We start from the raw sequence: 24,549 nt of genomic DNA, 5'->3' as shown, positions 1-24,549 counted from the left end.
GCAGTTCTTTCGTTTCGAGTGGCGTCCGAGGCGGCGCGTCCTACACGGACGAGAGCAGAGACGGACTTTCGAGGGTCTTGGTGAAGTACAGAACTTCTGCGGCGAATTCTGGGTCGCGAGACATGCGCCGGAACATCTCGAGGTCCTGGTCGCGCGTGACGGGATCCGACGAGTGGAAGAGCAGCTTCTTGTTCGACGATGCGCGCGGACTCGCCTTGTCCACGAACGCGGCCCGACGCTGGTCCGCGTACGCGGTCAACACCTCGTCGTCGGCGCGGTGCTGCGCCACTGCCCCGAGGCCCTCGATGAGCGCGTAGGAATCGAACAAGCCCATGGTCAGCCCCAGTCCGCCTGTGGGATTGGTCGCATGCGCGGCGTCGCCGGCAAGAAGCACCCTGCCGGCTCGAAACGACGACGCGGAACGCTGGTGCATCCGATACGGCGATGCCGCGACCACCTCGGTCCGGGCGGCCACTTCGGGTCCGAACACGGCGGACAGGAACCGCGGCATGCGTTCGTCGATGGAATCGGCCGGAAGCGAGGCATCCTCCATATAGGTGTAGCGCCACATCCCGTGATCGCCGGACTCGTCGATCTTCGCGATGATTGCCCCGTAGACATCGTCGACGTAGAACGTCGACTGGGCCCAGCCGTCGCGGTCGTCCGGGAAGCGGACGTTCGTCGCCACGAAGCGCTCCGGCCACGTCATACCTTCGAAGCCCAGGTCTAACGTGCGTCGAACGGCCGAGCTCGCACCGTCCGCTCCGACCAGCCACTGCGACCGGAGAACCGTGTCGCCGTCCACGCCGCGCACGGAGACGGTCACGCCCGACTCGTCCTGATCGATGCCGGTGACCTCGTGGTCCCACAGCACCCGCGCGTTGGCGAACGTGTCGAGCTCCTCGAGGATGACTTTGGCGAGCGCACCCTGCCCCAGATGCAGGTTGTACGGTCGTTCGACCTTGCCGTTCAGGGCAGCAAGCCCGTAGGAGATGATCTCCCCGGTGTCTCGAACCCGATATGCATAGTCCTGCTTGAGGAAGCCCGCCCCACATGCCTTCTCCAACAGGCCGAGCCGTGACAGACCGTCCAGCGTCGACCAGTGGTAGACGATCGCTCGCGGTGTGTCCTGCAACGCGGGCGCACGCTCGACCACCGATACACTGATTCCGTGCTGGGCCAAACCCAGCGCGGTCAGCAAACCGGTCGGCCCGGCTCCGACGATTGTTACCTGCTGGTCTTCTTGCACGATTCCTCCGTACTGCGTTCACGACAACTCTGGGCTGTCGCTCCGATGTTCACGATCCTTTACTCGGCCCCGTAAGGCCAATACCATTGCAGCACCGTTGCCATACACTTGGCGCATGGACATCCGGAGCGTCAAATACTTTCTGGCCGTCGCGGATGCGGGGTCCATCACCGAGGCGGCGCGCATTCTGCACCTCTCGCAACCGCCTCTCAGCAGCGCGATGACGAAGCTGGAGGCCGAGCTCGACGTTCGCCTGCTGGACCGGCACCCTCGCGGTATCGCCCTGACCGATGCGGGCCGCTATCTGCAAAGCGCCGGCCGGCGGCTCGTCGCCGAAGAACAGAGAATCACCTCCGCGCTTCGGTCAATGGGGCAGGGCCTCGAGGGCGATCTTCGGATCGGCGCGGAGCCGATCGGGATGTGGCGGGTCGTCAGTGCCGCAGTTGCGGTCTTCCTCGCCGAACACCCGCGCATCACACTGGAGCTCACCGATGCCAATCCCCAAGTGCTGCTGGAGAACCTGGCTACCGGGTATCTCGACCTCGCTGTCGTGCCCGTTCTCGCCGAGGAGCCGCTGCCGACGATCAACGATGTCGCGTTCTCCATGACGATCATCGCCCACTCGTCGCTGACTCTCGTCGTGCCGCGCTCATCGTGGCTCGCGACGCAGGACCGAGTGCACCTGTCCGACCTCCGACACGAACGGTGGGTCCTTCCGTCGCGGTTACCGGGCGCACGGAGCTTGTCCCGGCTGCTGGACGACCGGTTCGCAACAGCAGGAGGCAGCCCGGCGTCGGTGATATCCGTGCCTACCGTCGAAACGGCCGCCAGTCTCGTTACTGCCGGTGTCGGGGTGTCCGTTCTGAGTCGCGAGCTGGCCGAACAGCATCCCGGCGTGGCGAAAGTTGCCGTCGAAGAGGGATGGCCGGACCTTCCGCTCGGCGTGGTGAGCCGCCGAGACGGCGTCATCACCCCCGTCGCCGAACGGTTCGGCGACATTATCCGGAACCTCGATAACCACGACCCCACCAGCCCGGATCAGACGAGCGAGGACCCGACGGGTAGCATTCCCTGAACTGTGTCCCAGCGGGTTTCGCGTCGCAGCATCGCCCGAATCCTGACGAATTCCGCGCGACGTTCGAATGCCAACACTCCGGTCACGGTGTCGCCGAGCTTGTACACGAACAGCGAACCGCCCGGTTCCTTACTCTCGACGATCTCCTCGGCACCGGTCAGAAACCCTGAGAACTGGATGCGGACACCGTGTTGATCCGACCAGAAGTACGGAACGGTGACGCATTCCACGGGCGGCAGCCCGGACACCGTATTGGCAGCATTCGTTCCCGCGACACGCCCCTGCTCCGCAGCGTTGGTCCAGTGCTCGACGCGCATCGAGGTACCGAACCGACCGTTCGGCCAGCGCACGAGGTCACCGGCCGCGTACACACGATCCGCTGCGCGCAAGTGCGCGTCGCACTCCACACCGTTGTTCAGGGTTATTCCGGAATTCTCCAGCCATTCGGTCGACGGGCGCACGCCGATACCGACGAGGATGACGTCCGCGGGTACGGTGTCACCCCCGGCGAGACGGAGCACGCGGCCATCCGAACTGTCCTCGACGCCGACGACCGCGTCACCTAGGCGCAGTGTCACTCCCGACTCACGGTGCAGGGCTGCATAAGCCGCCGCAACCTGGTCGCCGAAGCGCCCGAGGGGTTTCTCCGCGAGGTCGACGATCGTGACATCGCGGCCGTCCTTGACCAACGTCGCCGCGAACTCGCCGCCGATGAATCCGGCTCCGATCACAGCGACTGACTTGGTGTGATCGGACACCGCGGCACGCAAAGCTTGTGCATCCTGGAATTGCCTGAGCGCGAACACGTCCGGCAGCCCGCGGAACATCTCCGGGAAGATGGGATCGCACCCGGTGGTGATGACGACGGCTCCATACTCGACCTCGCCGTTCGACGTGACGACGCGGCGACCCGCCACGTCCAGTGCGGTGGCACGGGTGTTCAGAGCGAACTCGACCCCCCGTGCGCGCAGATCCGCCACGGACGGATACGTCAACGCCGCGAGATCCAGGTCGTCGCCGAGCCCGATCTTCGAGAGCGGAGGACGCTCGTATGGGGGATGCGCTTCGTCGCTGACGATGGTGACGCCGAGGTCGGGCGCATGCCGGGTAACGGTCTCGGCCGCGCGGATAGCGGCGACCGATCCTCCGACGATGAGGACGTCCGTTGTGGTGGACATAGCGATCAGCTCCCCGTCACCGTACTGGTGGCGCACACGACACCGGCGGCGCTGTGTGCTTCGGCACCGCGTTCCAGTCCGTCGACGTGCGGAACCACGGTGAAGGTCTGCGGGCGGGTCATCGGCGACACCAAACGGTATCCGAATGTTTTGCCCTGCAACGAGATGTCCTGTCGACGCATGTGATCGGCCATCATGAAGGCTAGCAACGGCCCATGGATCACCAGGCCGTCGTATCCCTCTCGGCGGCACCAATCGAGATCGTAGTGAATGCGGTGCGTGTTGTAAGTCAGTGCCGAGAAACGGAACAACAGTTTCTCGTCGACAGCGAGGGACAGCGTGGGGCCGTTCACCTGGGCCGACGACGGAGCAGGCGTGGGAAGCGGGGTCGACCCTCCCTCGCGGTAGACGATGTCCTGCTCCTCGCGGATGATCAGTTCACCGCCCTGCGTGATCTCCTGCAGAACCGTGACGAGCGTCAGGGCGCCGGTGCGTCCCACCTTGTCCACGGACTTGGCAATGGACGTCACCTTCGTGGCGGGCTCGCCGATACGTAGACTGCCGAAGGCGGTGACGCGGCCACCACCGAACATCCGGCGGCGTCCACCGCCGGGAGGCGCGGGGATACCGACAACGGGGTGGCCATCCTCACCGAGGTCGCTCTCAGCGTCGCGGGGAAGCAGGTGGAGCCAATGCCAGATCGGTGGCACCGTGTCACCGATCGCATGAGGAACATCGATGTCCAGCAGCGCAGCCATCGCCTCAACCGGTTCGGCCGAGATGACCTCCGTGCGTGCGATCTTGTCTGGGGAAGTCATGGGGTCGGCACCCTTTCGGCGGCGAGAACGGACAGCAGTTCGGACAGGTTGGGTGCGTCGTCGAGTGCCTCGACGGCGGCCACCAACCGGGAGGCGATGTCGCCTCCGAGAGGTTCGAGCAAGAGCGTTGCCTTCGCGACGACCTCGTCGTGTGTCATCGGGTTCTGAGCGGACCCACGTGCATACGTCGGGTTCCCGGCCTCGACGACGAGGGTTTCGCCGTTGGTCAACTCGATGTCCAACCGGGGTCCGTCCTCGATCTCGATGGCGTCGTCGACGCGCATGGAGACCTTGGCGAAAGTCGCGGCGATCCGCGGATCGTTCAGCCGTGGTGGGTCGTAGTCATCGAGTCCCAGGGCGCTTGCGCACAGCGCGAGGCTCACCGCGTAGGGAAGGCTGAATTGGGCGTCGAACACGGTGTCGATCGGGTACACCGACAGCATGTTCACCGCGGTCGTACCTGCAGTGATCACTATGGAGCGAACGTTTTCCGGCGTCAGGCCCCGATTCGTCACGAGGTCCTTCATCACGTCGACGGCCGAATGGCAACCGCGGCAGCACGCGTAGGGCTTGAGGTACGACGAGGCGACGTTGAAGTCCGTCCCCAGTCCAGTCAGCGCCCGATCGGTATGGCCGGTGCCGCCGGCGATAACAGCGTAGAGGCCGCCCCACTTCGCTTCGAATATTCGCCGGGGGCCGGTGATTCCCCCGGTCGCCAGCACGGCGGCGTCGACACCCGTCTCACCCGCTTTGCCCGGGTGCAGACGCTTGGTCAAGGCACCGTCGTCGATGAATGCCCACACCCCACCGGTGAACGATCCGGCGATTCCCAGTGCATCGGCGAAGGCGTTCTTGTCCGCGTCGAGGCATTTCGCTGCCGCTGCCGCCGCGGCGAAGCTGCCCATCGTACCGCTCGAATGCCATCCTCGGTCTGTGTGTGCTGCGAATCCGCCGACCGCTTGCAGGGTTCGATACCCGATGTCGTAACCGGCGACCGTGGCGGCGATGACCTGCCGACCGGTACTCCCTGCTTTTTCGGCCACCGCGAGCGCCGCGGGCAGTACGGTCGACCCCGCGTGACCGGGCCCGCCTCCGTCGTCGAAATCTCTGGCGTGCGCGGAAGTTCCATTGACCAGGGCTGCGTGCGCCGGGGTGAGGCGTGTGGCGGTCCCCCACACCAGGCTGCCGGCATCGCCGGCCGAGAAGCGTGACAGCGCGTCGACGACACCGCTCACTTCGGGAGTTGTCGTGCCGACCAGGGCGACGGCCAAGGTATCGAGGATGTGGTCCTTGATTCCGTCGACGACGTCTTTCGGCAGATCGTCGTAGCCTGTTCGAGCCCAGAACGTCGCGAGCCGCTCGGTCAGCGACGGGGAGTCGCTCGTCACGATGTCGTCGCCGTCGTTGAGGGATTGAGGTCCACGGCCAGAGATCCGACCAGCCACCTGCCGCCGGCGTGTCCGATGTCGGTTCCGTTCTCCACGACTCTGGCATGGGGGTAGTGGTTCAAAAGGTAGCGCACCACTTCTTCCATCTCGACCTTCGCCAGGCTCTGACCCAGGCATCCGTGCAGACCGGTGCTGAACGTCAACGGCTGGTTTCGCTCTCGATCGAGGTCGAACGCGTTGGGCTGCGCGAAACGCTCTGGATCGCGGTTCGCCGACCAGACGGCGACGTGCACGTCGGACCCGGCGGGAATGACCGTGCCGTCGAGCTCGATGTCGACCGACGCGATCTTGCTGACGATGCCGGGGCGGGGGTACAACCTGCAGGCCTCGACGACGGCGGCCGGGATCAGCGACTGATCCTCGACGAGCCTGGCCCATGCCGCCCTGTCACGGAGCAGCGTCCATACCACGAGACCGGTCTGGTGTGCCGTGTTCACGGAGCTGGCTTCGAGCATCGCCGTCGCTTCGCTGAGCAGTTCCTCGGAGGTCAGTTTTCCTTCGGCCTCCTGACGAATGAGGAAAGACAGCATGTCGTCACCGAGTCCGGCCTGCCGCTTGCGCGCGATCAGGTCGCCAAGGTAATCGAACAATTCGTCGTAGGCCTTGAGTATTGACTCGGTAAGACTCGGATCCCTTTGCAGTAGAGCAAGTGTCCGCGCAGACAGACTGGCCACGACAGGGGCGTCCTCGGCCGGCGCGCCCGCCAAGTGGCAGTACACCCTCGCGGGGATCTTCTGGTCGACGGCCGCGTGGAAATCGACAGGTCCGGCGGCGTCCTTTCCCGGATCGATGTCTTCGAGGATGCCGCGCAGGACCGCGCGGATGTCTTCGACCGTGGTGGGACCCATGAAGCGCGCCAACGGGGTTCGGAGCCGCATGTGTCGGGGGCCTTCGGCCATGATCAGACTCTTGGCACGGAAGTCATGGACGGGCCCGTCGGTGATGCCGAACTGTTCCATCAACGTCAGGGCGGCATTGATGAAACGGGTGTCCCGAAGAACCTTGGTCGCGAGGTCGAAGTCGAGAACGGCGTATCCGTAGTCGCCCTGTACGAGCGACGCGCCGTCCGCGGAACCACCGGTGTGGCTGGGCGAGTCGGGTGCAAACGGGTCGAAAGCGTGAAGTGTGCTCATGCGCGCGAGATCGCCCCCATCGGGCAGCAGAGGATAACTTCGTCGAGATCCTGGTCCCGGTCGGCCGGCACGGTCGTCGCGACCTGCTCGAGTAGGCCGTTGTCGGCGATCTGGAACACATCGGGCATGAGGGCGGCACAGGTGCCGTTCGCGTCACACCGCGCGAAATCTACTTTGACCTCGATCATCGCGAGAATCCTTCGTGATTGGGATGGCTGCGACCGTTGCGCCTGAGCTGCAGGAGCGGTCGGTATGTCGTACACCACATTCTTGACCCGGATGAGCTATCCGACAAATATCAATATGGCGGACCGGTCATAGCTTTTGCGTATGCCAGGGCGCCACGCGAGACCGCCCCGACGGCGCGGCGGAGTCAGTGCTCGTAGTGCGTGACCCGTGGTACGGCAGCGCACAGCGGCTGAATCAACTCGCGGACGCGCGTTCCGGCAGCGGACGCGGCGAACAACTCGGTGTGATCCTCCACGCGGTTCCACAAAGCGCGAAGGAGATACGTCTCGTCCCGATCCACGCTCCGAGACAAGGTTGCCTCCGAGCATCCCGGCGCTGCCAGAAGCAGCGACCGGATCTCGTCGAAAGCTGCCTCGAGATCGCCGCCGGCTCCCGGACGGAGCTGGATCTCGAGGTGCTCGGAGATCACGCCTCCACCGACCGGCCGGCAATTGCCGACATGTCGACGAAACCGCCCCGCAGGAAAATCAACGGCTCGTCGATTCCCTGCTGAATGAGATCCTCGACTTCACCCACTACCTGCAGGTGGTCACCGATGCGGTCGACGCGGTGCGGCGAGCACTCCACGGTGACGATCGCGTCCTCGAGGAGGGGCACTCCCCGATCTGAGGGCTGCCACACCACACCGGCGAAGCGATCCTGCCCACGTCGCGAGAACGCCCGACACACATCTCCGCATCCCGACCTCAAGATGTTGATTCCGAAGTACTCGGCTTCAGCCAGCACCGGCCAGGTCGTGGAACCCTGGTCCACGTAGAACGCGACCAACGGCGGGTCGAGCGAGACGGAGGTGAAGGTACCCACCGTCATTCCGGTGGGTCCCGCGTCGGTCATCGCGGTGATGATCGAGACGCTGGTTGGGACGTGACTCATGACCCGTCTGTAATCGGCTGGGCTCAGCACATCGGACACCTTCCCTTCGACGGCGGAGGTCATCGTCATCTCACAATCCGATGGTCGGATCATCGTTTCCGAGGAGCTGACGTCCGTACGCTTCGCGCCCGATCTCGGGTGTCACGAGTGCGTGCCGGGCCGCGGTCTCGCTGTCGCGCCACACCCGTCCGAGCACGTTGACGTCGGCGAACGAGCCGGCACCGTTCGCGGTGAGGAGGTAGTCGATCTCTTCTTTGATCAGCTCCGCCACCACGCCTGTGTCGTTGCGGATGCGCGCGAGCACCTCCAAGTTGGGCAGCTGGTGGCTTTCGGCGGCGGTGTCGATGTCAGAGCACATGCCAGCCATCAACATCTCGGCAAGGCGCAGCTTGGTGGCCGCCTTCGCGACACCGATCTGGTGGGTAGGCGACTCCTTGGCTTGGCGGTAGGCCGTGTACGCGACCGGCTTCAGCGGAAGCTTCGCGCGTGTCAACTCGAGGGCGTGACGTCCCAGTCCGATCTGCGGCGCAACCAGAATGCCGGCGGCAACGGCGTTGAAGGGCATCGATGCCGTCCGCTCCTCGGTGAACGGAGAGCGGAAGTTCGACGCGAACATGTCTTTCACTCGCTGCACGCGGTACTCCGGGACAAAGTGGTCCTTGACCACAACGGTGTCGCTACCCGTTCCCTGCATGCCGGCGACGAACCACGTCGGTTCGATGGTGAAGGCTTCTGCGGGGACGAGCGCCATTCCCTGCTCACCATCCTCCAGCGTGATCGTCAGGCTGGCCCACTGGGCGGCGAAGGAGCCCGAGGCGTAGGGCCAGCGGCCGCTCATCAGGTAGCCCCCTTCGACGGGCTCGCTGCGGTCACCCGGGGAGAAGATCCCGCAGATCCTCGCGTTCGGGTTCACCCCGAACACATCTTCCTGCGCCTGCATGGAGAACGTGCTAGCGAAGCCGGTCGCCACCATCATGAGTGCGGTGACCCAACCGGTCGAGCCGTCACCGCGGGCGATTTCGGCGGTCACGTCGACCGCAGTCTTGAACGACGCTCCCTGGCCTCCCCAGCGCGTGGGAACCATGAGATGGAACAAGCCCGCCTCCGAGATTGCGTCGATCACCTCGGGTGCGATGTGGCGGTCCTTGGTTCCCTGTTCCGCGTACTCGCGGATGAGCGGGACGAGGGCCGCAGCCCGGGCGACGAGGTCGGCATCCGAGACCTGGATCTTGTCGCGATCCGGCAGTTCCGTGCTGGCGAGCTGTGCCATGTTATGTCTCTCTTCACTCGGTAGGACGCGATCAGGCTGCTGCTAGTGACTGCGATCACGTCGGACCACACCAGCATGTGATGCCGACCGCCTCGTCGCAATGGCACAAAGTTTGCGGACCTCATACGCCAAACACATCGGCTGCGGTCGATACTCACCGCGCATGACAACGACGACAATTTTGGATGTGGACCCACGCCACAGACGGTGGTCCGATGTAGCTTGCATCACAACCAGTTTGAGCGAAGGCGGCCCAGCGGATCAGGGCCGTGCATACGAGGAGTGCACATGAGTCGAATTATCATCAGCGGAGCATCGGGTGACCTAGGCCGGAGGGTAACGGGCCTATTGCTCGCAGCCGATCCGCACCGGGAGCTGATCCTCACCACCCGCACACCGGAGAAACTGGCTGGCCTCGCTTCCGACACTGTGCAGATCCGGCATAGCGACTACCAGCACCCAGCCTCTGTCCAGGAAGCCTACGTAGGCGGCGACACACTCTTCCTCATCAGCGGCCTCAACCTCGGACGTCGAATTTCCGAGCATCGCGGCGCGATCGAAGCAGCTCAAAAGGCAGGCGTCGGTCACATCGTCTATACCTCGGTCGGCGGTGTGCAGCCGGGCAATCCTGCGCTGTCCGCTATCGACCACCATCAGACGGAGTTGGATCTCCGCGCGTCGGGGCTCAAGTACACCATTCTGCGGAACGCCCTCTACGCGGAGATCGTCAGCAACATCCTGGTGGCACCCGCCGTGCCGTCAGGAATCTTGGCCCAGGCAACCGGGGATGGGCTTCTGGCTCCCGTTGCGAAGGGCGACGTCGCGCGTAGCGCTGCCGCCTGTCTCATGGACCCCGCCCGCCACGTCGGCGCGGTCTACGAAATCACAGGCCCGGAATTGCTGGACTTTCATCAGATCGCAGCCCTCGGCGCGCAGATCCACTCGACACCGATCGAGTATCAACCGATCACCGAACGCGACCGGCTGGCATTCTTCGACTCGATCGGGATTCCCCGCACCTACGATCCGAACATGCCCCCTAGCCCGGACGGGCACCTATGGGCCAGCGACGAACTTGTCTCCGCCGAAGTGGCTGTCGCACAGGGCTACCAGGCTCTTCTGAGCCATCACGTAAAGCAAATCACCGGGCGTGCCCCAGAGCCGCTCCGTTCCGTAATGGAGCGGGTGCGTGAGGTCCGTTACGACAAGATCGACGCCGCCATCTCCTGAAAACACGGGTCTCGGCACCACTTTCTCTCACCAGATGTCCGTCACCTTCGGCTCGCCCGGCGGCAGCATCCGAGCCGGGCGGGGGCGGCCGGCGCACCGCGGCCCGCGACTGTCTCCCGCCGCCGTTGCCTCCGGTTCGAGCGATCACTACGCAGCAGCGCGCGCCCTCGAACTCCCCACAAGGAAGGCACCATGAGCTCACCCGTCGATCCGACCCCACTACGACCAACTCCCAGCATGGACCCGCCGCTCGTCACCGACGCCGACACGAAGAAGAAGGAGATTCGACGAGTGGTGCTGTCGAGTTACCTCGGCAGCACCATCGAGTACTACGACTTCCTGCTTTACGCGACTGCTGCGGCGATCGTGTTCGCGCCCGTCTTCTTCTCCGATCTCACGCCTGTAGCCGGCACCATCGCATCCCTGGGGACGTTCGCCGCCGGATACCTCGCGCGCCCGCTCGGCGGCATAATTTTCGGTCACTTCGGGGACCGATATGGCCGAAAGTCCATGTTGCTCGTCTCGATGACGGTGATGGGCAGCGCGTCGTTCCTGATCGGGCTCGTTCCTCCTGCGTCAGCCATCGGCTCTTGGGCCGCGATCATTCTCGTCCTGCTACGCGTGAGCCAAGGCATCGCCATCGGAGGCGAGTGGGGCGGCGCCACACTGATGTCGCTGGAACACGTCGGTGGACGCGGACGCGGATTCGCCGCGGCATTCACCAACGCGGGAGCACCCACCGGTTCCTTGCTGGGCACCATCGCACTCGCGATCGTGGCCGTGCTGCCCGAGGAGGACTTCCTCCTGTGGGGCTGGCGCATCCCGTTCCTACTCTCCGCTGTCCTCCTCGCGCTCGGTCTCTTCATCAGAAGTCGAGTTTCGGAGAGCCCAGTCTTCAAAGAGGCTTTGGCGCGGCGCACAGAGCGCGATTCCGCCACTGTCCCGGTCACGCCGCCGCCGCTCATGAGCATCCTGCGCCGTCCGAAGAACGTCGTCCTCGTGGCCGGGGGATGCATGGCCAGCGTCGCGATACAGATCATGTTCGCGACATTCGCCATCGGCTATGCCACGAGGTCGGGTGCTACACGGTCGGACGTCCTCATCGGTTTCGCGATCTGCCAATTCATCGCCATCTTCGCACTGCTGGGATTCGCGCGCCTCTCGGACAGAATCGGCCGTCGGCCGGTCATGTTGGCCGGCCTCGCCGGGTTCGCGGTGTTCGTCGTCCCCATCCTGTCCATGCTGTCCTCCGGGAACGTGGTACTGGTAGCACTCGCTTTCGTGTTGGGCTTCAGCGTGTTCCAGTCGGCGACTTTCGGGCCGATGGCTGCGTACATCGCCGAACAGTTCGGCACATCCGCTCGGTACACGGGTGCCTCTCTCGGCTACCAGGCAGCCACGCTCCTCGGCGCGGGTTTCACCCCCGTAATCCTCGTGTCGTTGCAGGCTGCTACGGACGGCAGCACAGGCCTGGTGGCGGCTTACATGATCGCGCTCGCCGTGGTCAGTTCAGTGTTCATTGTCCTGACGAAGGAGAGCAAGGACCGAGACCTGGCGACATACCAGCACTGACCTACGCGACACATACGGACGAAGGGCAGGCACTCCGCGGTCGGCCGAGAGCGTGCCCTTCGCGTTGTCTGGCGCTACCCGGTCCCGCGAGCACTATCGCAGTCACGTGCCGCTCCTCCTCATACGAGCGTGGAAGTGGGAACCGGAGGCCGCGATTCGAATGCGCGTATCCCCATGTCACCACATGCCCGAGCACGACCAACAATCCAGGACCAGACTCTAGCCCGTACGTTATGTGCTCGGTGCCGAGAGAGCCAGTGAGGTAATTGGTGCCACCAACCCCAATGACACCGCGGATTCCGATCTAGGGGCTTGACACAGGAGGACGTGCGGTGTTGTAGCCGATTCATCTGCGCTACGCGACAAGCGCGTTCGACCGCGGCATCGTCGATCTTGTCTGTACGCCAGGCCGGCATTCAGCAGTCCAGTGTCGGTCGGTGGTTCAGGAGGGCCTATTGTGCGATTCGACGACCCATGCCGCGATCTGTGCGCGTGAGCCGAATCCCAGCTTGGTCAGGATGTGTTCGACATGCCCCTGCGCGGTGCGTGGCGAGATGACAAGGCGAGCAGCGATTTCCTTGTTGGTCAACCCTTCGGCGACCAATTCGGCGACCTCATGTTCCCGCTTCGTCAGTTTCGTCGAGCTAGGAGCGGATATCGATGTCGGCGGAACCTGCTCGCCCAGCGCGTAGGCGACGGCAGCGTCGAAACCGAGTGCCCCACCGCGCTCGTGGGCCGTGGCGAACGCCTGCCCGCTCATCGCCTGGCGGGTCTGCTTTTCGCACTCCTCCTGGTAGACCACCAGGGCGGATACCACCACTGTTGGACTTCCCACCGATCGGCTCAGCTGCTCTGCGGCTCCCAACAATACGGCCGCACGGCGGGGGTTGTGTTCCTCGGCTGCGATCCATGCCAGCGCTTGCAGACACCAGCTGGTGCTCAACCAGTCTTTAACTTTCCGACCGAGTTGCAGTGCCTGCTCGAGTAGCCGTACCGCTCGCGCGCGGTCATTGTGCCGCCAAACCGCAACAGCCAACGCCCACATTGCATACGACCGATACACGAATTCTCCCCGCGACTCGGTGATCGCGAGGAGGCGCTCGTAGCATTCGATGGCCCGCTCCGTATCGCCCAGTAGTGCGTAAGTCGTTCCAAGGGGGCCGAGAGCAATGACTTGGAAGGTGAGGTCTCCCTGTGTGGCTTCCGCCTCGATGGCATTCTCGAAATGCGAGCGTGCGCCGGGAAGATCCCCACTGAACAGTGCTAAGGCCCCCGCGGCCAGATCGAGGTGAGCGTGTAGCATCGGGTTGGTCGTCTGGCTGGCGAGAGTGCGACACTCCTCTACCAAGGCGGCCTGGGCGCGAAGATCGCCCTGCACGCCGGCCAGGAGGCTGCACGCAAAGAACGCCTTGGCCCTGTCTCGGGTAAGTGCGCCGGTCTGACAGGCGAGGAGGCGCTCGAGCCAGCGCCGCCCCTCGCTGAACAACCCCCGGGTATACCAGTAGTGGTAGAGCGCGGCTGCGATGCGAATTCCGGCTTCGGGACTATCGGACGCCGAAAATTCAAGCGCCTCTCGCAGATTCGGCTGCTCCAGCGCGAGTCTGTTGATCCACGCGAGTTGTCGGGGACTGATCCAGTCACCTTCAGCTTTGATCACCAACTGCTCGTACCAATCTCGGTGTCGGCGGGAGAGTTCGGGATATTGACCGGTCTCGTGCGCCTTTTCGCGGCCGTAGTCGCGCACGGTATCGAGCATCCGGAACCGTACCGTGTCGCCCGACTCCACCCGGGTCACAATCGACTTGTCGACCAGGCCGGTCACGGTATCGAGTAGCGCCTCCGATGTCAGGGTACCGCCGCACACCTGTTCTGCAGCATCAATTTCGAAGCTGCCGGCGAACACTGACAGCTGAGCCCACACCCGTTGCTCGACCGGCCTACACAATCCGTGGCTCCAGTCGATGCACATTCGTAACGCCTGCTGCCGTGAAGGTAAGTTCCGGCTGCCGCGCGTTAGCAGCGCGAGACGGTCCGTCAGCCGCTGCTCGATCTGCTCGGGCGTCATCACCCGCATCCGGGCCGCAGCCAATTCGATCGCTAGGGGCAACCCGTCCAGGCGCCGGCAGATCCGGGCAATGGTGACCTTGTTGGCCTCGGTGACTGCGAACCCCGGGACGGCGGCGGCTCCCCGTTCGGCGAACAACGTTACCGCGTCATTGCGGGGCAGCCCTCTGGGCAGGTGATCGGGATCCGGTACAGGCAGCGGCGGGATCAGCTGCGCCACTTCCCCGCCGATGTCGAGTGCTTCACGGCTGGTCGCGAGGATCCGAAGCTCGGGACAGCTGCGTAGCAGGGTTTCGGTGAGCTCGGCCACCGCATCCACAATCTGCTCGCAGTTGTCCAGTATCAGTAGCAGTTTGCGGGGGACGAGGAAGTCGACGAGTACCTCGTGTATTGGTTTCGTCGACTGGTCGCGTAGTCCCAACGCACTCGCCACCATGCCCACCAACAGTGACTCGTCACGAAGCTCACCTAGCTCGACCAGGCACGCACCGTCAGGGAAATCGGGCTGCAGTTTGGTGGCGACCCGCAACGCCAGCCGGGTCTTGCCGACCCCACCGATCCCAGTCAACGTCACCAGTCGCGAGGTCGACAGCGCGTTCTTCGCCTCTGCTAGTTCGGTGCGGCGGTCAACGAAGCTGGTCAACTCCAGGGGCAGACGACCTGTGGGGGACCCCCGGCGTCCGGCTAACGTATCTGTTGCCGCGGGTAAATGTGTGCGTATCGGCGGGCTACTTTCATGTTCTCGTGTCACTCCCGTTTCGGTGCGAAGGGCCATTTTGTCGACCGCGAACCCGTGGTGAAGCTGGGAAGTCTCGAGTTGCTGACCCAGTTCCGCGACGGACGGACGACGCCCCGGGTCTGCGGACATGGCAACTTCAATAATCGCACCGACATCGTGCGGAACGCCGTGCTCGCAGGGATCCGGGACGGGTTCTGTGGTGATCCTGAGAAACTGGGCGACCAATTGCTCTCCGCTCCGGCGCTCGAACGCTGCGTGCCCGGTCATCGCGGCGAACAGTGTCGCACCGAGACCGTAGACGTCGGCGGCTGGACTGGCTGGTTGGCCGGCCACGACCTCGGGGGCGGTGAACGCCGGTGAACCCGTCACAATGCCCGCAGTGGTCTCGAACCCGCCAGAGATGTGGGCGATCCCAAAATCTGCCAGCGCCGGCTCACCGTAGTCGGTGAACAGGATGTTCCCGGGCTTGACATCGCGATGAAGGATTCCCAGTTGGTGCGCGGTCTCCAGGGCGCCCGCTACTTTCACTCCGAGCCGCAGCGCTTCGTCCAGTGGAAGCGGTCCGCGACGTCGGATTTGCGCATCGAGAGAATCCTGGGGGTAGTACGGCATCACTATGAAGGGGCGACCGTTGTCGGTCACACCGGCGTGGAGAACGTTGACGATATTGGGGTGTCCGGTCAACCTTCCTGCCGCGCGCTGTTCGCGCAGGAACCGTGCCTGATTCTCCTCGTCGAGGTCCACGGTGAGGACCTTCACCGCTACGGTGCGGTCGAGCGCAGCCTGCGTGCAGCGGTAGACGACGCCGAACCCTCCGCTGCCGATCTCTTGGGCGTCCTCGAATCCGGCAGCAGCCAGCTCCGCCGTGACCGAACCGGCCACGTCGCGCTGCGTCGCGAACGGATCGACATCAGTCATCGATTACATCGATTCATCCCGCTCGAGGCACGGCCAACGAACGCCACATTGCTCACCTCTCGACGATGTTCCCCCAGGATATCGCCGATCCCACGAGCCGAGGCGTCCATCTCAGTTGTGTGGTCCCGTTCGGAACGCGCCGGCGCCGGATTGGCCTGAGTAAGCGATGACCTCGATTCTTGAACAAGCCGACCAGTACCGCACTGACGTGGACAGCGTTTTGCAGTGGGCGGTTCTCGCGCTGCCGCATGACAACGACGACGACAACCAGAATCGGCAAGGCGCGTACAGGTCGGCGCAAGAACGAGGATTTCCGTTCCGGCAGTCGTCTCGCTGCACGAGAACACCCGGACAAATCGATCAGCTCATGGAGCGCTCTCGCGCGGCGCGGACTGTCTGCTCCAACAGCGTGGTGATGGTCATCGGGCCGACGCCCCCTGGCACAGGCGTGATGTATGACGCCTTGCGAGACGCCGAGTCGAAGTCGACGTCACCTTTGTTGTCCGCGTAGCCTGCGTCGATCACGACAGCACCGGGTTTGATCCACTCGCCTCGGACCAGTCCGGGGGACCCCACCGCCGCCACGACTAGGTCGGCCGACTCGACGTGGGAGCTCAGATCCGCAGTGCGTGAGTGACAGTAGGTTACCGTCGCGTCACGAGCCAGCAGAAGCATTCCCATCGGTCTGCCGAGGATCGGGCTGCGACCTATCACGACTGCGTGCCGCCCACTGAGTGCAATGGCGTACGAATCGAGCAATCTCATGATGCCGCCGGGGGTTGCGGATTCGAAGCCCGCGGTTCCCAATGCCATGGCCGCGAACGAGTCTCGGGTGACACCGTCGACATCCTTCGCCGGATCGATGGCGTCGAACGCAGCGCGTTCGTCCACTCCGGGTGGCACCGGGTGCTGCAGAAGAATCCCATCTACATTGGGGTCTTCAGACAGCGCCCGAACTTCCGCGCAGACAGCATTCGTGCTCAACCCCGCGTCGAGATGCACTCGGCGCGATTCGATACCGACCTCGGTGCAGGCAGCGGCTTTCATACGCACGTAGGTGTGCGAGGCGGGGTCGTCGCCGACCAGTACCGTCGCCAGAACCGGGCGCCGACCGAAGTCCCTCGAGTATTGCTGTGCCTGGGTCCCAAGCTTTTCGCGCATGACTCGCGACACCTCGCGGCCGTTCAGCAATCGGGCCGACATGCCGACTCCCTCTCCTACCGTGGTTAGACGAGAATCAGAAGACAACGGTCTGGTTCCCGTCTCTGATTACCCGGTCCTCGCAGTGCCAGGCAACGGCGCGAGAAAGCACCTGGCGCTCAACGTCCGCACCTCTTCGTTGCAGCTCAGCTGCAGTCTCCACGTGCGAGACCCGCACGACGTCCTGCTCGATGATCGGCCCTTCGTCGAGGTCCTCGGTCACGTAGTGGGCCGTGGCGCCGATCAGTTTGACGCCTCGATCTTTCGCCTTCTGATACGGCCCCGCACCGATGAAAGCGGGCAGGAATGAGTGATGAATGTTGATTACCGGCACTCCCACCTGTTGTAAGAAATCACCGGACAGAATCTGCATGTAGCGAGCGAGGACAACGAGATCGACGTTGTCGGTGAGAAGCTTCAACTGCTCCGCCTCCGCCTGTGCCCGTGACGCCCGGTTTACGGGGATGTGGATGAACGGAATGCCGAATCCGCGAACGTCGTCCCCGAGATCGGGATGGTTCGCGATGACGATCCCCACGTTCATGTGGATTTCGCCACGACGCTGCCGCCATAGGAGGTCGAGGAGGCAATGATCCGTTTTGGACACCATGATGGCGACGCGCTTCGGCTTGCGAGCTTCAGTCAACCTGTACGACTGTCCCAACATGCCTAGAACGTTGTCGAGTTCGTCGGACAGGGACGGAATCTGTGCCGGTAGGTCCTCCAAGTGGAACGTCGTGCGTTGGAAGAATCTGCCGCCGGCAGGGTCGGTCGAGTGCTGGTCCAGTGAGACAATGTTCGCGCCGTATTTCGCGAGCAAGGACGAGACCGCCGCGACGATTCCCTGACGGTCGTCGCCTTGCACGATCAAAGTGCCGAGGTCGACCACGTCGCGACTGGTTCGTGACATCGTGCTGTTGTCCTTTCGTGTGAAGTGGTCGTCGCCGCCAGGATCGTGTGACGGGACGAGTAGGTCGGAGTCGGTCATGCACTCAGTGCGCGACGACTCCTGACGGAAACGACTCCAGATCGACATCCTTGTTCGCCGGGAGGTCGAGGTAGGGGAACCGCTCCACCGTCGCGCGAATCTGCTTGATTCGTTCGCCGTGGTTGCCCCAGTGCAGGACGACTTCAGTGCCGATCTCGGCGAGTTCAATGTCGATGGTGGAATGGGAGATCATCTCGCGGAAGTAGTAGGAGTAGACGGCCAGCGATGATATACCCACCTGCTTGCCGTCCTTGGTGACGATGTCCGCATGGTCGCCCGCTGGTGATTGCGGCGTCGTCGGGAACTCGAAGTGCCGGTATTCCTCCCCGGGCTCGAACTGCGACGCGAACACGTCGAGTACGTCTTCCTTGTTCCACCTGAGGACCACCGTCTTGCGGCGCGGTGCGGCAGCCTCCGCCTCGAGGGCTTCCCGGCCCAGGAAGTCGTGGTCGAACTTCGCCATCCAGCCCCAGTTGACTTCGAAGGGGGTGCGGAGTCGCGCCGTGATGTCGGTGGGATTTGCGCTCCCACTCAATTGGCCGCTCACCTGCTTGGGCGGCAGAGCAGCTCCGAAGAGGGGATGAGAGACGAATTCCGGGTCGGCGAAAGCAGCAGGGAGGAAGGTACAACCCTGCTGAGGGAAGCCACCCTCGGTGTGATTCACGACGTAAGTCCGCCATCCCAGGCGCGTGATGTCGAAATCCTCGCCCGCCCGGTACACGGCGTCGAACACCGCTGGTCCGTGTTCGAGGGGGCCACGCACCTCGTAAGCGAGGGTCCCCGACATCCCGATTCGCGACAGTTCGATTTCCACCGTGGCATCGATTCCGGGTACCTGGATTCGCCGAATGCCCAGGAATTGCAAGGAGCGCAACGATTCACCCGTGAGGCGTTCGAGTATCTGCAGCGACTTCGGGCCCGCCACCTGAAAGATGAAGATGTCCCGCATACCGATTTCTACGTCTAGTCCCAGCGACGGGGCCTTGAAGAGGGCCCAGGGCATCGCCGCGAAATGGCGATACGAGTCCTCGCTGTCGCGCACTGTGAGACCGTGATTGGCGATGTATCCGTTTTCGTCGAGCATGACGAGGTGCTTGGACTTGCCGATGGGCCATTTGTCGACGTTGTTAATACTGAGCCGTGAGAGCAAGGCCCGCGCGTTGGGTCCACTGAAGGTGAACTCGGGGATGCCGCTGAGATTCGACGCGATGTACGCGCCGGTTTTCCACGACATCGATTCTTTCTTCCACCCGTCGCCTTCCCAGATATGGAGGCTACCTAGGATGTTCAGGTAGGTCGGCACGTCGGGGTAGGAAGGAACGTCACCGACGGACGCTGCTCCGGGGCCTTGCTGGACCGCATGGTCGACACTCATGGCGCTATTACTCTCTTTCTGATCGCACTGACGTGATATGTGGTTCCGCTCGGGGTGCGAGCGGTCAGGACGCCGAACCGATTCGGTCGTACGGGGTGTCCTTTACCTTTTCGAGGACGGATCGCAACGGCGCGGGCGCCTCCCCCGTGATCTGCTCGACATGTCCGGACAGCAGTGCTTGGTAGCCCTGGGCCACCGCCAGATCGGCCGACACCAGCTCGTCGCTGGCCCACATGTGGCCTTCGGCGCTGGGGGGCATGTTCGGGTCGTACGTCCGCGGGAGACCGACCGAGTCGAAGAACTGCAGCCGTTCCTCCTCCGATACCGGCTTGTAGGCGATCTCTGTGCCGAAGACCTCGGAACCAAGTCGGACAATGTCGTCCATGCTCAACAGTTCAGGACCGGTGATCTCGTAGACAGCGCCATCGTGGTCGGCGGGGTCGGCGAGGATTGCGGTCGCACAGCGCGCGACGTCCACCTTGGAGACGGGCGCTAAGGAACCGTGGCCGGTGGCCATTTCGAGTACGCCGTCGCGTGCGGCAGGTGCCAGCCAGATCGCACTGACGATCTCCGCGTAGAGCGCGTTGCGCAGGATCGTGTACGACAGTCCGCTCGCTCGGAGATCGAGCTCGGTCTGGTAATGGTCGATGGCTGAGAGCGCCGGGTTGCCGGGTTGTACTCCGCCGACCGATGTGTAGACGATGTGGCGTATCCCCGCCTTCTCTGCGGCGCGGATCGCATTACGGTGTTCGGTTGTCCGCCGCCCGAGATTGAGCCCACTGATGAGAAACAGGATGTCTCCGCCGTGGTACGCCTCGTCCAATAGCTCGGGCTTCTCGTAATCGCCCTTCCGCACGCTGACGTTCGGGCCGCCTGCTTCGATTGCCTCGGGCGATCGAGTCACAAGTGTCAGGTTGCACAGAGGAGCTCTTTCGAGGAGACCTTGCGTCACGCGGCGAGCCAAATCGCCCGAGGCTCCACTGATGACAATTTGGGTCACATCTTCCTCCGGTTGTAGATCACGAATCTTTGTCCATGCGGTGCGGCTTGACGGGGTCAGCATGAGCCGGAGTCGAGCGACGCACGTTGCAAGCTTCGTTGCTGGGAGTGACGTGGGCAATAGCACGAAGTTCTAGCGAACCATGTGTGAGATGCATGATCGAGACCGCAGAACCGCGGGCGTCCAGGGCCGCCTCAGGCACTGATCCGGGGACGCCACGCAAGGTGGGTCGTATCCGGTCGAGGTGAGACGGCATTTCCCCTTCTGTGGCACCGTGCCATCGTCAGCCTCTTCGACGGCGCCTGGCGGTTCCGAAGTGGGTCTCCGCCGAGACTCCACGAGGGTCACACCGTGGTTACCATGTCGTCCTCGGCTTGCGGTCGGCTTCACGAGGTCTTTGCCATCGATCCGGACGTTGTTGACGGTCTTGGACACCGGTCAGGTGGCCAAGGCTTCCGGGTGCCGGGCGCCATCACGGAGCGGGCTAGGCGTAGTCGACGTCGGTGTTGGTTAGGTCGAGCCAGAGGGCCAGTTTCCCGGGTCCACGCCCATCGGCATCCGATCGTGGATGTGCCCGACACCGTCGTCGCGTTGGTATCTGCACCTCGCCTCGCATAGGAGGACATTTGCATAGCGTATGTGGGGCAGACACCCCGAACAGCTATCCGCTCCGTGCGAGGCATATGCGCTCAGAGAAATGACCGTCTCCTTGACCGATCAGCCTCCTCGAACTCTCCGAACTCACGACGCAGCGGAGCCTTTCCGCACAACCTACGGCCAAGGCAACGTGCCGTGCTATGCCCGCAAGCATGGGATTCTGCGGCTCCATGCCATTCAAATCCTGATACGGATCTCCGGGTAACCGCCACCGCGATTCGATCTCGCAGGTGGGGGCACCGCGCCGTGTTCAGCTCGGGATTGGGTCATGGGAGGCGAGTGGATCCAATCGATACGGACCGTGTGACGTGCGGCAAGACATCTACGCCAGCCTCGAAGGTCTACTCAGGGAGACCGACCTGTATAAATGCGCTATCCGGGGCTGCCTCGGGCCGGTGCCGATCTCCGAACCAATCGATGGCTGACAGCAAGAGACCCCACCTGCTGAACCGTGACGCACCGCTGGTGAGATCTCACTGCCGCCAGTCGCCCAAGGCTGCGGCAGGCGAACGGCGGGGCCTCCGCACCAACCACGGTGAGCCCGGAATCGGTGCGCGGCCGGCCTATCCGCGGCGAGCCGCCACAGCGACCATTTAGGATAAAGCTTTGACTGTCTGCTCCGTCACACGCCTACTTCAGGAATGGCCCTTACGATTCGGGTCCGCACGAGCACCACTGGGGCGATTCCTCGTCGACGGAGCTGTGCATGCCGCCCCGAATAGTAACCACTCCAAAGAACACCGCAGCACCTAGCAGGACGGTGACCGTCGCACCGAGGACAGCGTTGTCGTAAGCGTCTCCCAACAAAACACCCGAGGGACTGCAACGGCGCTCGCGACCACACACGCCTTCCACAGCCAGCGATAACGCCTCACGCACGGACTGTAACTGAAGGGATCCCCTAGTTGGAGCCCTGGTCGTTGTGGCGTGCGTCGCAGGAACTCTCGAAGGGTCGTGCAGGGTTTCTACGCCCGCTATGCGGCGTTGATGCGTCGCGACATGATTGCCGATACCCGGCGCCTCGATGGTCTACTCGCCGAGAACCAGATGCGGATAACCCGTGGAGGCCGGTCTGGATGAAGCTCACACTTCGCCTGCGCCGCCACCGTGGTTAGATGCATCGTATTCTGCACGTGCGCAATTGATTTGGTCTGATCGCGCATATCCCCACTCGATCAGGTTCATCACTAGGTCGGACAGACTCCGACCTAGTGGCGTGAGGTCATACACCACGTGCTTCCGCGCGTCGGCGACCACGGTCCGGCTTAGTAGTCCATCGCGTTCGAGCATCCGAAGATTGTGCGTAAGTATTTTCTGCGACAACGGGTGTGACGGGTCCATTGTGTCCAGTAGCCGCTGAATCATCGACGGACGCAATGGTCCGACACGTAATATGACTAAGAGCCAGTTTCTCCAGTAATTGCCAACGTGTCCTACGATGCCCACAACCGGCGCACTGCGATTCCAAGAAAATTCGACAAGCAGCGCCGCTACGAATCCGAATATTTCCTCGGATTCGTCAGTTACCGCAGGTGCTTGTTGGAGAAGTTCACGAATCCTTGTCATCATCCGATCCACTGCGGAAAGACGGTGCGATTCATAATCCGCGCCCATAGGTTACTCCCTTTAGACCGACGCGACCTCTCGGGCGATTTTGGTCCCGCTCGAGACTGTCTCGATTGGCGGAACTATGGGCCAACGTTGCGTGTCAGTATCGATTCATGCTAACACGCAACGCTGACCGTAGCTGCTGAATTCGAGTGAATATCTAGCTGTTTTGGCTGGTCGTCAACGTATCTGCAGTGTACCGCGCACGAGTAGCTTCAGTATCGCGCGGTGCCTCCTGCACTACACTTTCGGCGGCGAGGTACGCAAATGTGGCGGCGGGTCCGAGTGTGCTCCCTAAAGATAAGTAGCCATCACCGGCTATTGATGCAACACAGTTTCCGGCCCCATACAACCCTGGAATGACGGACCCGTCCGAACGCAGGACTTGGCTGTTCGAATTCGTCTTGGGCCCTCCGTTGGTGTCCAGCACCATCCCGCAGATCAGCACGCAGTAATATGGCCCGGTCTCGGCGAACGGAAACATTCCCGGATTTTTTTCGTTACCTGGCCTCGGGATGCCATGCCAGTCGTATTCGGACATGTTCTCGCAACGGTGGAAATCTTCGTCGACACCCGCGCGGGCGAAGCCGTTGAATCTGTCGACCGTCTGCCCCAGTTGCTCGGCGAAGCCAGGTGACAATTCGAAATCACCGATGACAGAGGTGAGACTCTTCAAGCGCGCCTCGATGCGCTCGGTGATCTCCTCCCATGTCTGACCTTCGATAATGTAAGGTTTAGGGGTGCGAAACGTATCCCAGAACAGGGTCGGCTTGGTGTCGTGGGCGACGTAATCGTCGTAAACCATAAATAGAACCCTGTTCGGATAGTCGCCGTTCTTGTCGCGGTCCCATATGACGCGGTTTCGGTCCTGGTACACAAGCTTCTCGTTGACGACCCTGTTACCATTGCGATCGACATAAATCATGCTGTCTCCGGGCGGAACGGGAATACCTTTATCCTCGTTCACGCGATTCATGGCAGCCTTTTCCAAGATGTCCTCGTACAGCCAGCCATTCTGCATGTGAGCGAGTTCAGCTCCGGCCTCGTGCGCGATAGGGATGAAATCACCCTGTGCGGTGGCAACTGCGCAACTGCTGTAAAGCGGCCCGCGCCAGTATTCATCGATCAAATCCGCGTTATGTGCAAAGCCACCGCTAGCGAAAACCACCCCTCGTCTCGCGTAGATGGGATCACCCCACGTCCCCCCAACTCCGACGGCTGCACCAGTTTCATCTTGCAGCAGCCGCTGCACACGATGATCTGTGCGCACCTCGATACCCCGGCTTCTAACGGCTACCCCCAGTTGATCGACCAAATCTGCTCCAGGTGCAGCGGAGCCGTCCTCTCGCGCTGGTCCTAGATGCCGTAAAAATCCTTGAATAGAGTTATCCAATTCCGGGTGATAGCTGACAATGGCTGGGTACCGTTCCGTAAAGGATGGCCAGGTGGTGACCCGGAAGGCACCTGCCGCAACCAGCGCATCAATCGCTTTCGCGGCGTTATCGTAAAACGCGCCTATTGTTTCCCACTGCCACTCTTCTGCGCCGTAGTATTCGGCATCGGCGTCGTACTGGTCGGGATGCGCGACCTGGACAACGTAGCGCAAGACGCTATCGCGATCGTCGCGAATTCCTAAGACGTGCATAAGTGAGTTGTCTGGAATCCACATCGCCCCGCCGGACTTGTAAGCTGTACCGCCGACTTCATCTGATGCCTCCAATAGAAGGACCTCGGCACCACGATCGTGAGCCAAAATTGCAGCACACATTCCCGCCATTCCGGCACCGACAATGATTACATCGAACTCATCTCGATCAGTTGTCGAGAAACCAGTAGGTCGGGGCGGGGGATTGAAAAGCCCTTCCATCCACCAGTACTTCGGCGTCCCGGTTGTCACAATAAAAC

The 24,549-nt window shown here is 62.8% G+C and carries 19 protein-coding genes; 3 read left to right on the top strand and 16 right to left on the bottom strand.

Annotation, left to right across the window (positions count from 1 at the left end; all coding sequences use genetic code 11):
* Window positions 1-40: 40 nt before the first annotated feature.
* Window positions 41-1,249: an FAD-dependent oxidoreductase gene (locus QM693_RS07095; protein WP_095869830.1), complete on the bottom strand. Its 1,209-nt coding sequence runs from the start codon at window positions 1,247-1,249 to the stop codon at window positions 41-43.
* Between the two features lie 115 nt (window positions 1,250-1,364).
* On the opposite strand from QM693_RS07095, the gene QM693_RS07090 reads away from it, so the two are divergent.
* Window positions 1,365-2,324 carry a LysR family transcriptional regulator gene (locus tag QM693_RS07090; RefSeq protein ID WP_095869829.1) on the top strand — a complete coding sequence of 320 codons (960 nt, stop codon included), beginning with the start codon at window positions 1,365-1,367 and terminating at the stop codon, window positions 2,322-2,324.
* On the opposite strand, the gene QM693_RS07085 is transcribed toward QM693_RS07090, so the two are convergent.
* The 8 genes from QM693_RS07085 to QM693_RS07050 all read right to left on the bottom strand — a co-directional run bounded on the left by QM693_RS07085 (window position 2,288) and on the right by QM693_RS07050 (window position 9,293).
* Window positions 2,288-3,502 carry an NAD(P)/FAD-dependent oxidoreductase gene (locus tag QM693_RS07085; protein WP_283351846.1) on the bottom strand — a complete coding sequence of 405 codons (1,215 nt, stop codon included), beginning with the start codon at window positions 3,500-3,502 and terminating at the stop codon, window positions 2,288-2,290. The genes QM693_RS07090 and QM693_RS07085 overlap by 37 nt on opposite strands.
* 5 nt (window positions 3,503-3,507) lie before the next feature.
* On the bottom strand, window positions 3,508-4,320 hold the full coding sequence (locus tag QM693_RS07080; protein ID WP_283335079.1) for an HTD2 family dehydratase: 813 nt from the start codon (window positions 4,318-4,320) through the stop codon (window positions 3,508-3,510).
* Complete coding sequence (locus QM693_RS07075) at window positions 4,317-5,708, bottom strand: MmgE/PrpD family protein (protein WP_283335080.1); 1,392 nt, start codon at window positions 5,706-5,708, stop codon at window positions 4,317-4,319. The genes QM693_RS07080 and QM693_RS07075 overlap by 4 nt, the downstream gene beginning before the upstream one ends.
* On the bottom strand, window positions 5,705-6,901 hold the full coding sequence (locus tag QM693_RS07070) for a cytochrome P450 (protein ID WP_095869826.1): 1,197 nt from the start codon (window positions 6,899-6,901) through the stop codon (window positions 5,705-5,707). Before QM693_RS07070 ends, QM693_RS07075 begins: the two co-directional genes overlap by 4 nt.
* Window positions 6,898-7,089, bottom strand: a complete 192-nt coding sequence (locus QM693_RS07065) for a ferredoxin (protein WP_095869825.1) — start codon at window positions 7,087-7,089, stop codon at window positions 6,898-6,900. Before QM693_RS07065 ends, QM693_RS07070 begins: the two co-directional genes overlap by 4 nt.
* Window positions 7,090-7,274: 185 nt before the next feature.
* On the bottom strand, window positions 7,275-7,559 hold the full coding sequence (locus QM693_RS07060; protein ID WP_095869824.1) for an antibiotic biosynthesis monooxygenase family protein: 285 nt from the start codon (window positions 7,557-7,559) through the stop codon (window positions 7,275-7,277).
* Window positions 7,556-8,023 (bottom strand): flavin reductase family protein, encoded by a 468-nt coding sequence (locus tag QM693_RS07055; RefSeq protein WP_240960373.1) that lies wholly within the window; start codon window positions 8,021-8,023, stop codon window positions 7,556-7,558. The genes QM693_RS07060 and QM693_RS07055 overlap by 4 nt, the downstream gene beginning before the upstream one ends.
* A gap of 70 nt (window positions 8,024-8,093) precedes the next feature.
* Window positions 8,094-9,293 (bottom strand): acyl-CoA dehydrogenase family protein, encoded by a 1,200-nt coding sequence (locus QM693_RS07050; protein WP_167114308.1) that lies wholly within the window; start codon window positions 9,291-9,293, stop codon window positions 8,094-8,096.
* Window positions 9,294-9,581: 288 nt separating this feature from the next.
* Here QM693_RS07050 and QM693_RS07045 point away from each other — a divergent pair, with 288 nt between their 5' ends.
* The gene (locus QM693_RS07045; RefSeq protein ID WP_095869821.1) at window positions 9,582-10,523 is read left to right on the top strand and encodes an NAD(P)H-binding protein; all 942 of its coding nucleotides are present in this window, start codon (window positions 9,582-9,584) and stop codon (window positions 10,521-10,523) included.
* A 237-nt stretch (window positions 10,524-10,760) separates the two neighbouring features.
* Window positions 10,761-12,095, top strand: coding sequence for an MFS transporter (locus tag QM693_RS07040; RefSeq protein ID WP_240960385.1), 1,335 nt, complete (start codon window positions 10,761-10,763; stop codon window positions 12,093-12,095).
* A 442-nt stretch (window positions 12,096-12,537) separates the two neighbouring features.
* On the opposite strand, the gene QM693_RS07035 is transcribed toward QM693_RS07040, so the two are convergent.
* The 7 genes from QM693_RS07035 to QM693_RS07005 all read right to left on the bottom strand — a co-directional run bounded on the left by QM693_RS07035 (window position 12,538) and on the right by QM693_RS07005 (window position 24,541).
* On the bottom strand, window positions 12,538-15,816 hold the full coding sequence (locus tag QM693_RS07035; RefSeq protein WP_283335082.1) for a protein kinase domain-containing protein: 3,279 nt from the start codon (window positions 15,814-15,816) through the stop codon (window positions 12,538-12,540).
* Between the two features lie 360 nt (window positions 15,817-16,176).
* A complete protein-coding gene (locus QM693_RS07030) occupies window positions 16,177-17,007 on the bottom strand; it encodes a bifunctional 5,10-methylenetetrahydrofolate dehydrogenase/5,10-methenyltetrahydrofolate cyclohydrolase (protein WP_349307489.1) in 831 nt (276 codons plus the stop codon).
* 46 nt (window positions 17,008-17,053) lie between these two features.
* Window positions 17,054-17,926 (bottom strand): formyltetrahydrofolate deformylase, encoded by an 873-nt coding sequence (gene purU / locus QM693_RS07025; RefSeq protein WP_283352168.1) that lies wholly within the window; start codon window positions 17,924-17,926, stop codon window positions 17,054-17,056.
* An 82-nt stretch (window positions 17,927-18,008) separates the two neighbouring features.
* Window positions 18,009-19,379 carry a hypothetical protein gene (locus QM693_RS07020; RefSeq protein WP_283335083.1) on the bottom strand — a complete coding sequence of 457 codons (1,371 nt, stop codon included), beginning with the start codon at window positions 19,377-19,379 and terminating at the stop codon, window positions 18,009-18,011.
* A 64-nt stretch (window positions 19,380-19,443) separates the two neighbouring features.
* Complete coding sequence (locus tag QM693_RS07015; RefSeq protein ID WP_206031602.1) at window positions 19,444-20,442, bottom strand: NAD(P)H-binding protein; 999 nt, start codon at window positions 20,440-20,442, stop codon at window positions 19,444-19,446.
* A 1,677-nt stretch (window positions 20,443-22,119) separates the two neighbouring features.
* A complete protein-coding gene (locus tag QM693_RS07010; RefSeq protein ID WP_283335091.1) occupies window positions 22,120-22,650 on the bottom strand; it encodes a winged helix-turn-helix transcriptional regulator in 531 nt (176 codons plus the stop codon).
* Between the two features lie 154 nt (window positions 22,651-22,804).
* Window positions 22,805-24,541, bottom strand: coding sequence for an FAD-dependent oxidoreductase (locus QM693_RS07005; RefSeq protein ID WP_283351844.1), 1,737 nt, complete (start codon window positions 24,539-24,541; stop codon window positions 22,805-22,807).
* Between the last annotated feature and the right edge of the window lie 8 nt (window positions 24,542-24,549).

Source organism: Rhodococcus sp. IEGM 1305, from assembly GCF_030058635.1.
GTDB lineage: Bacteria > Actinomycetota > Actinomycetes > Mycobacteriales > Mycobacteriaceae > Rhodococcus_F > Rhodococcus_F opacus_D.
Note: the sequence above shows the minus strand (reverse complement) of the source record. Positions and strands in the feature narration are given on the sequence as shown.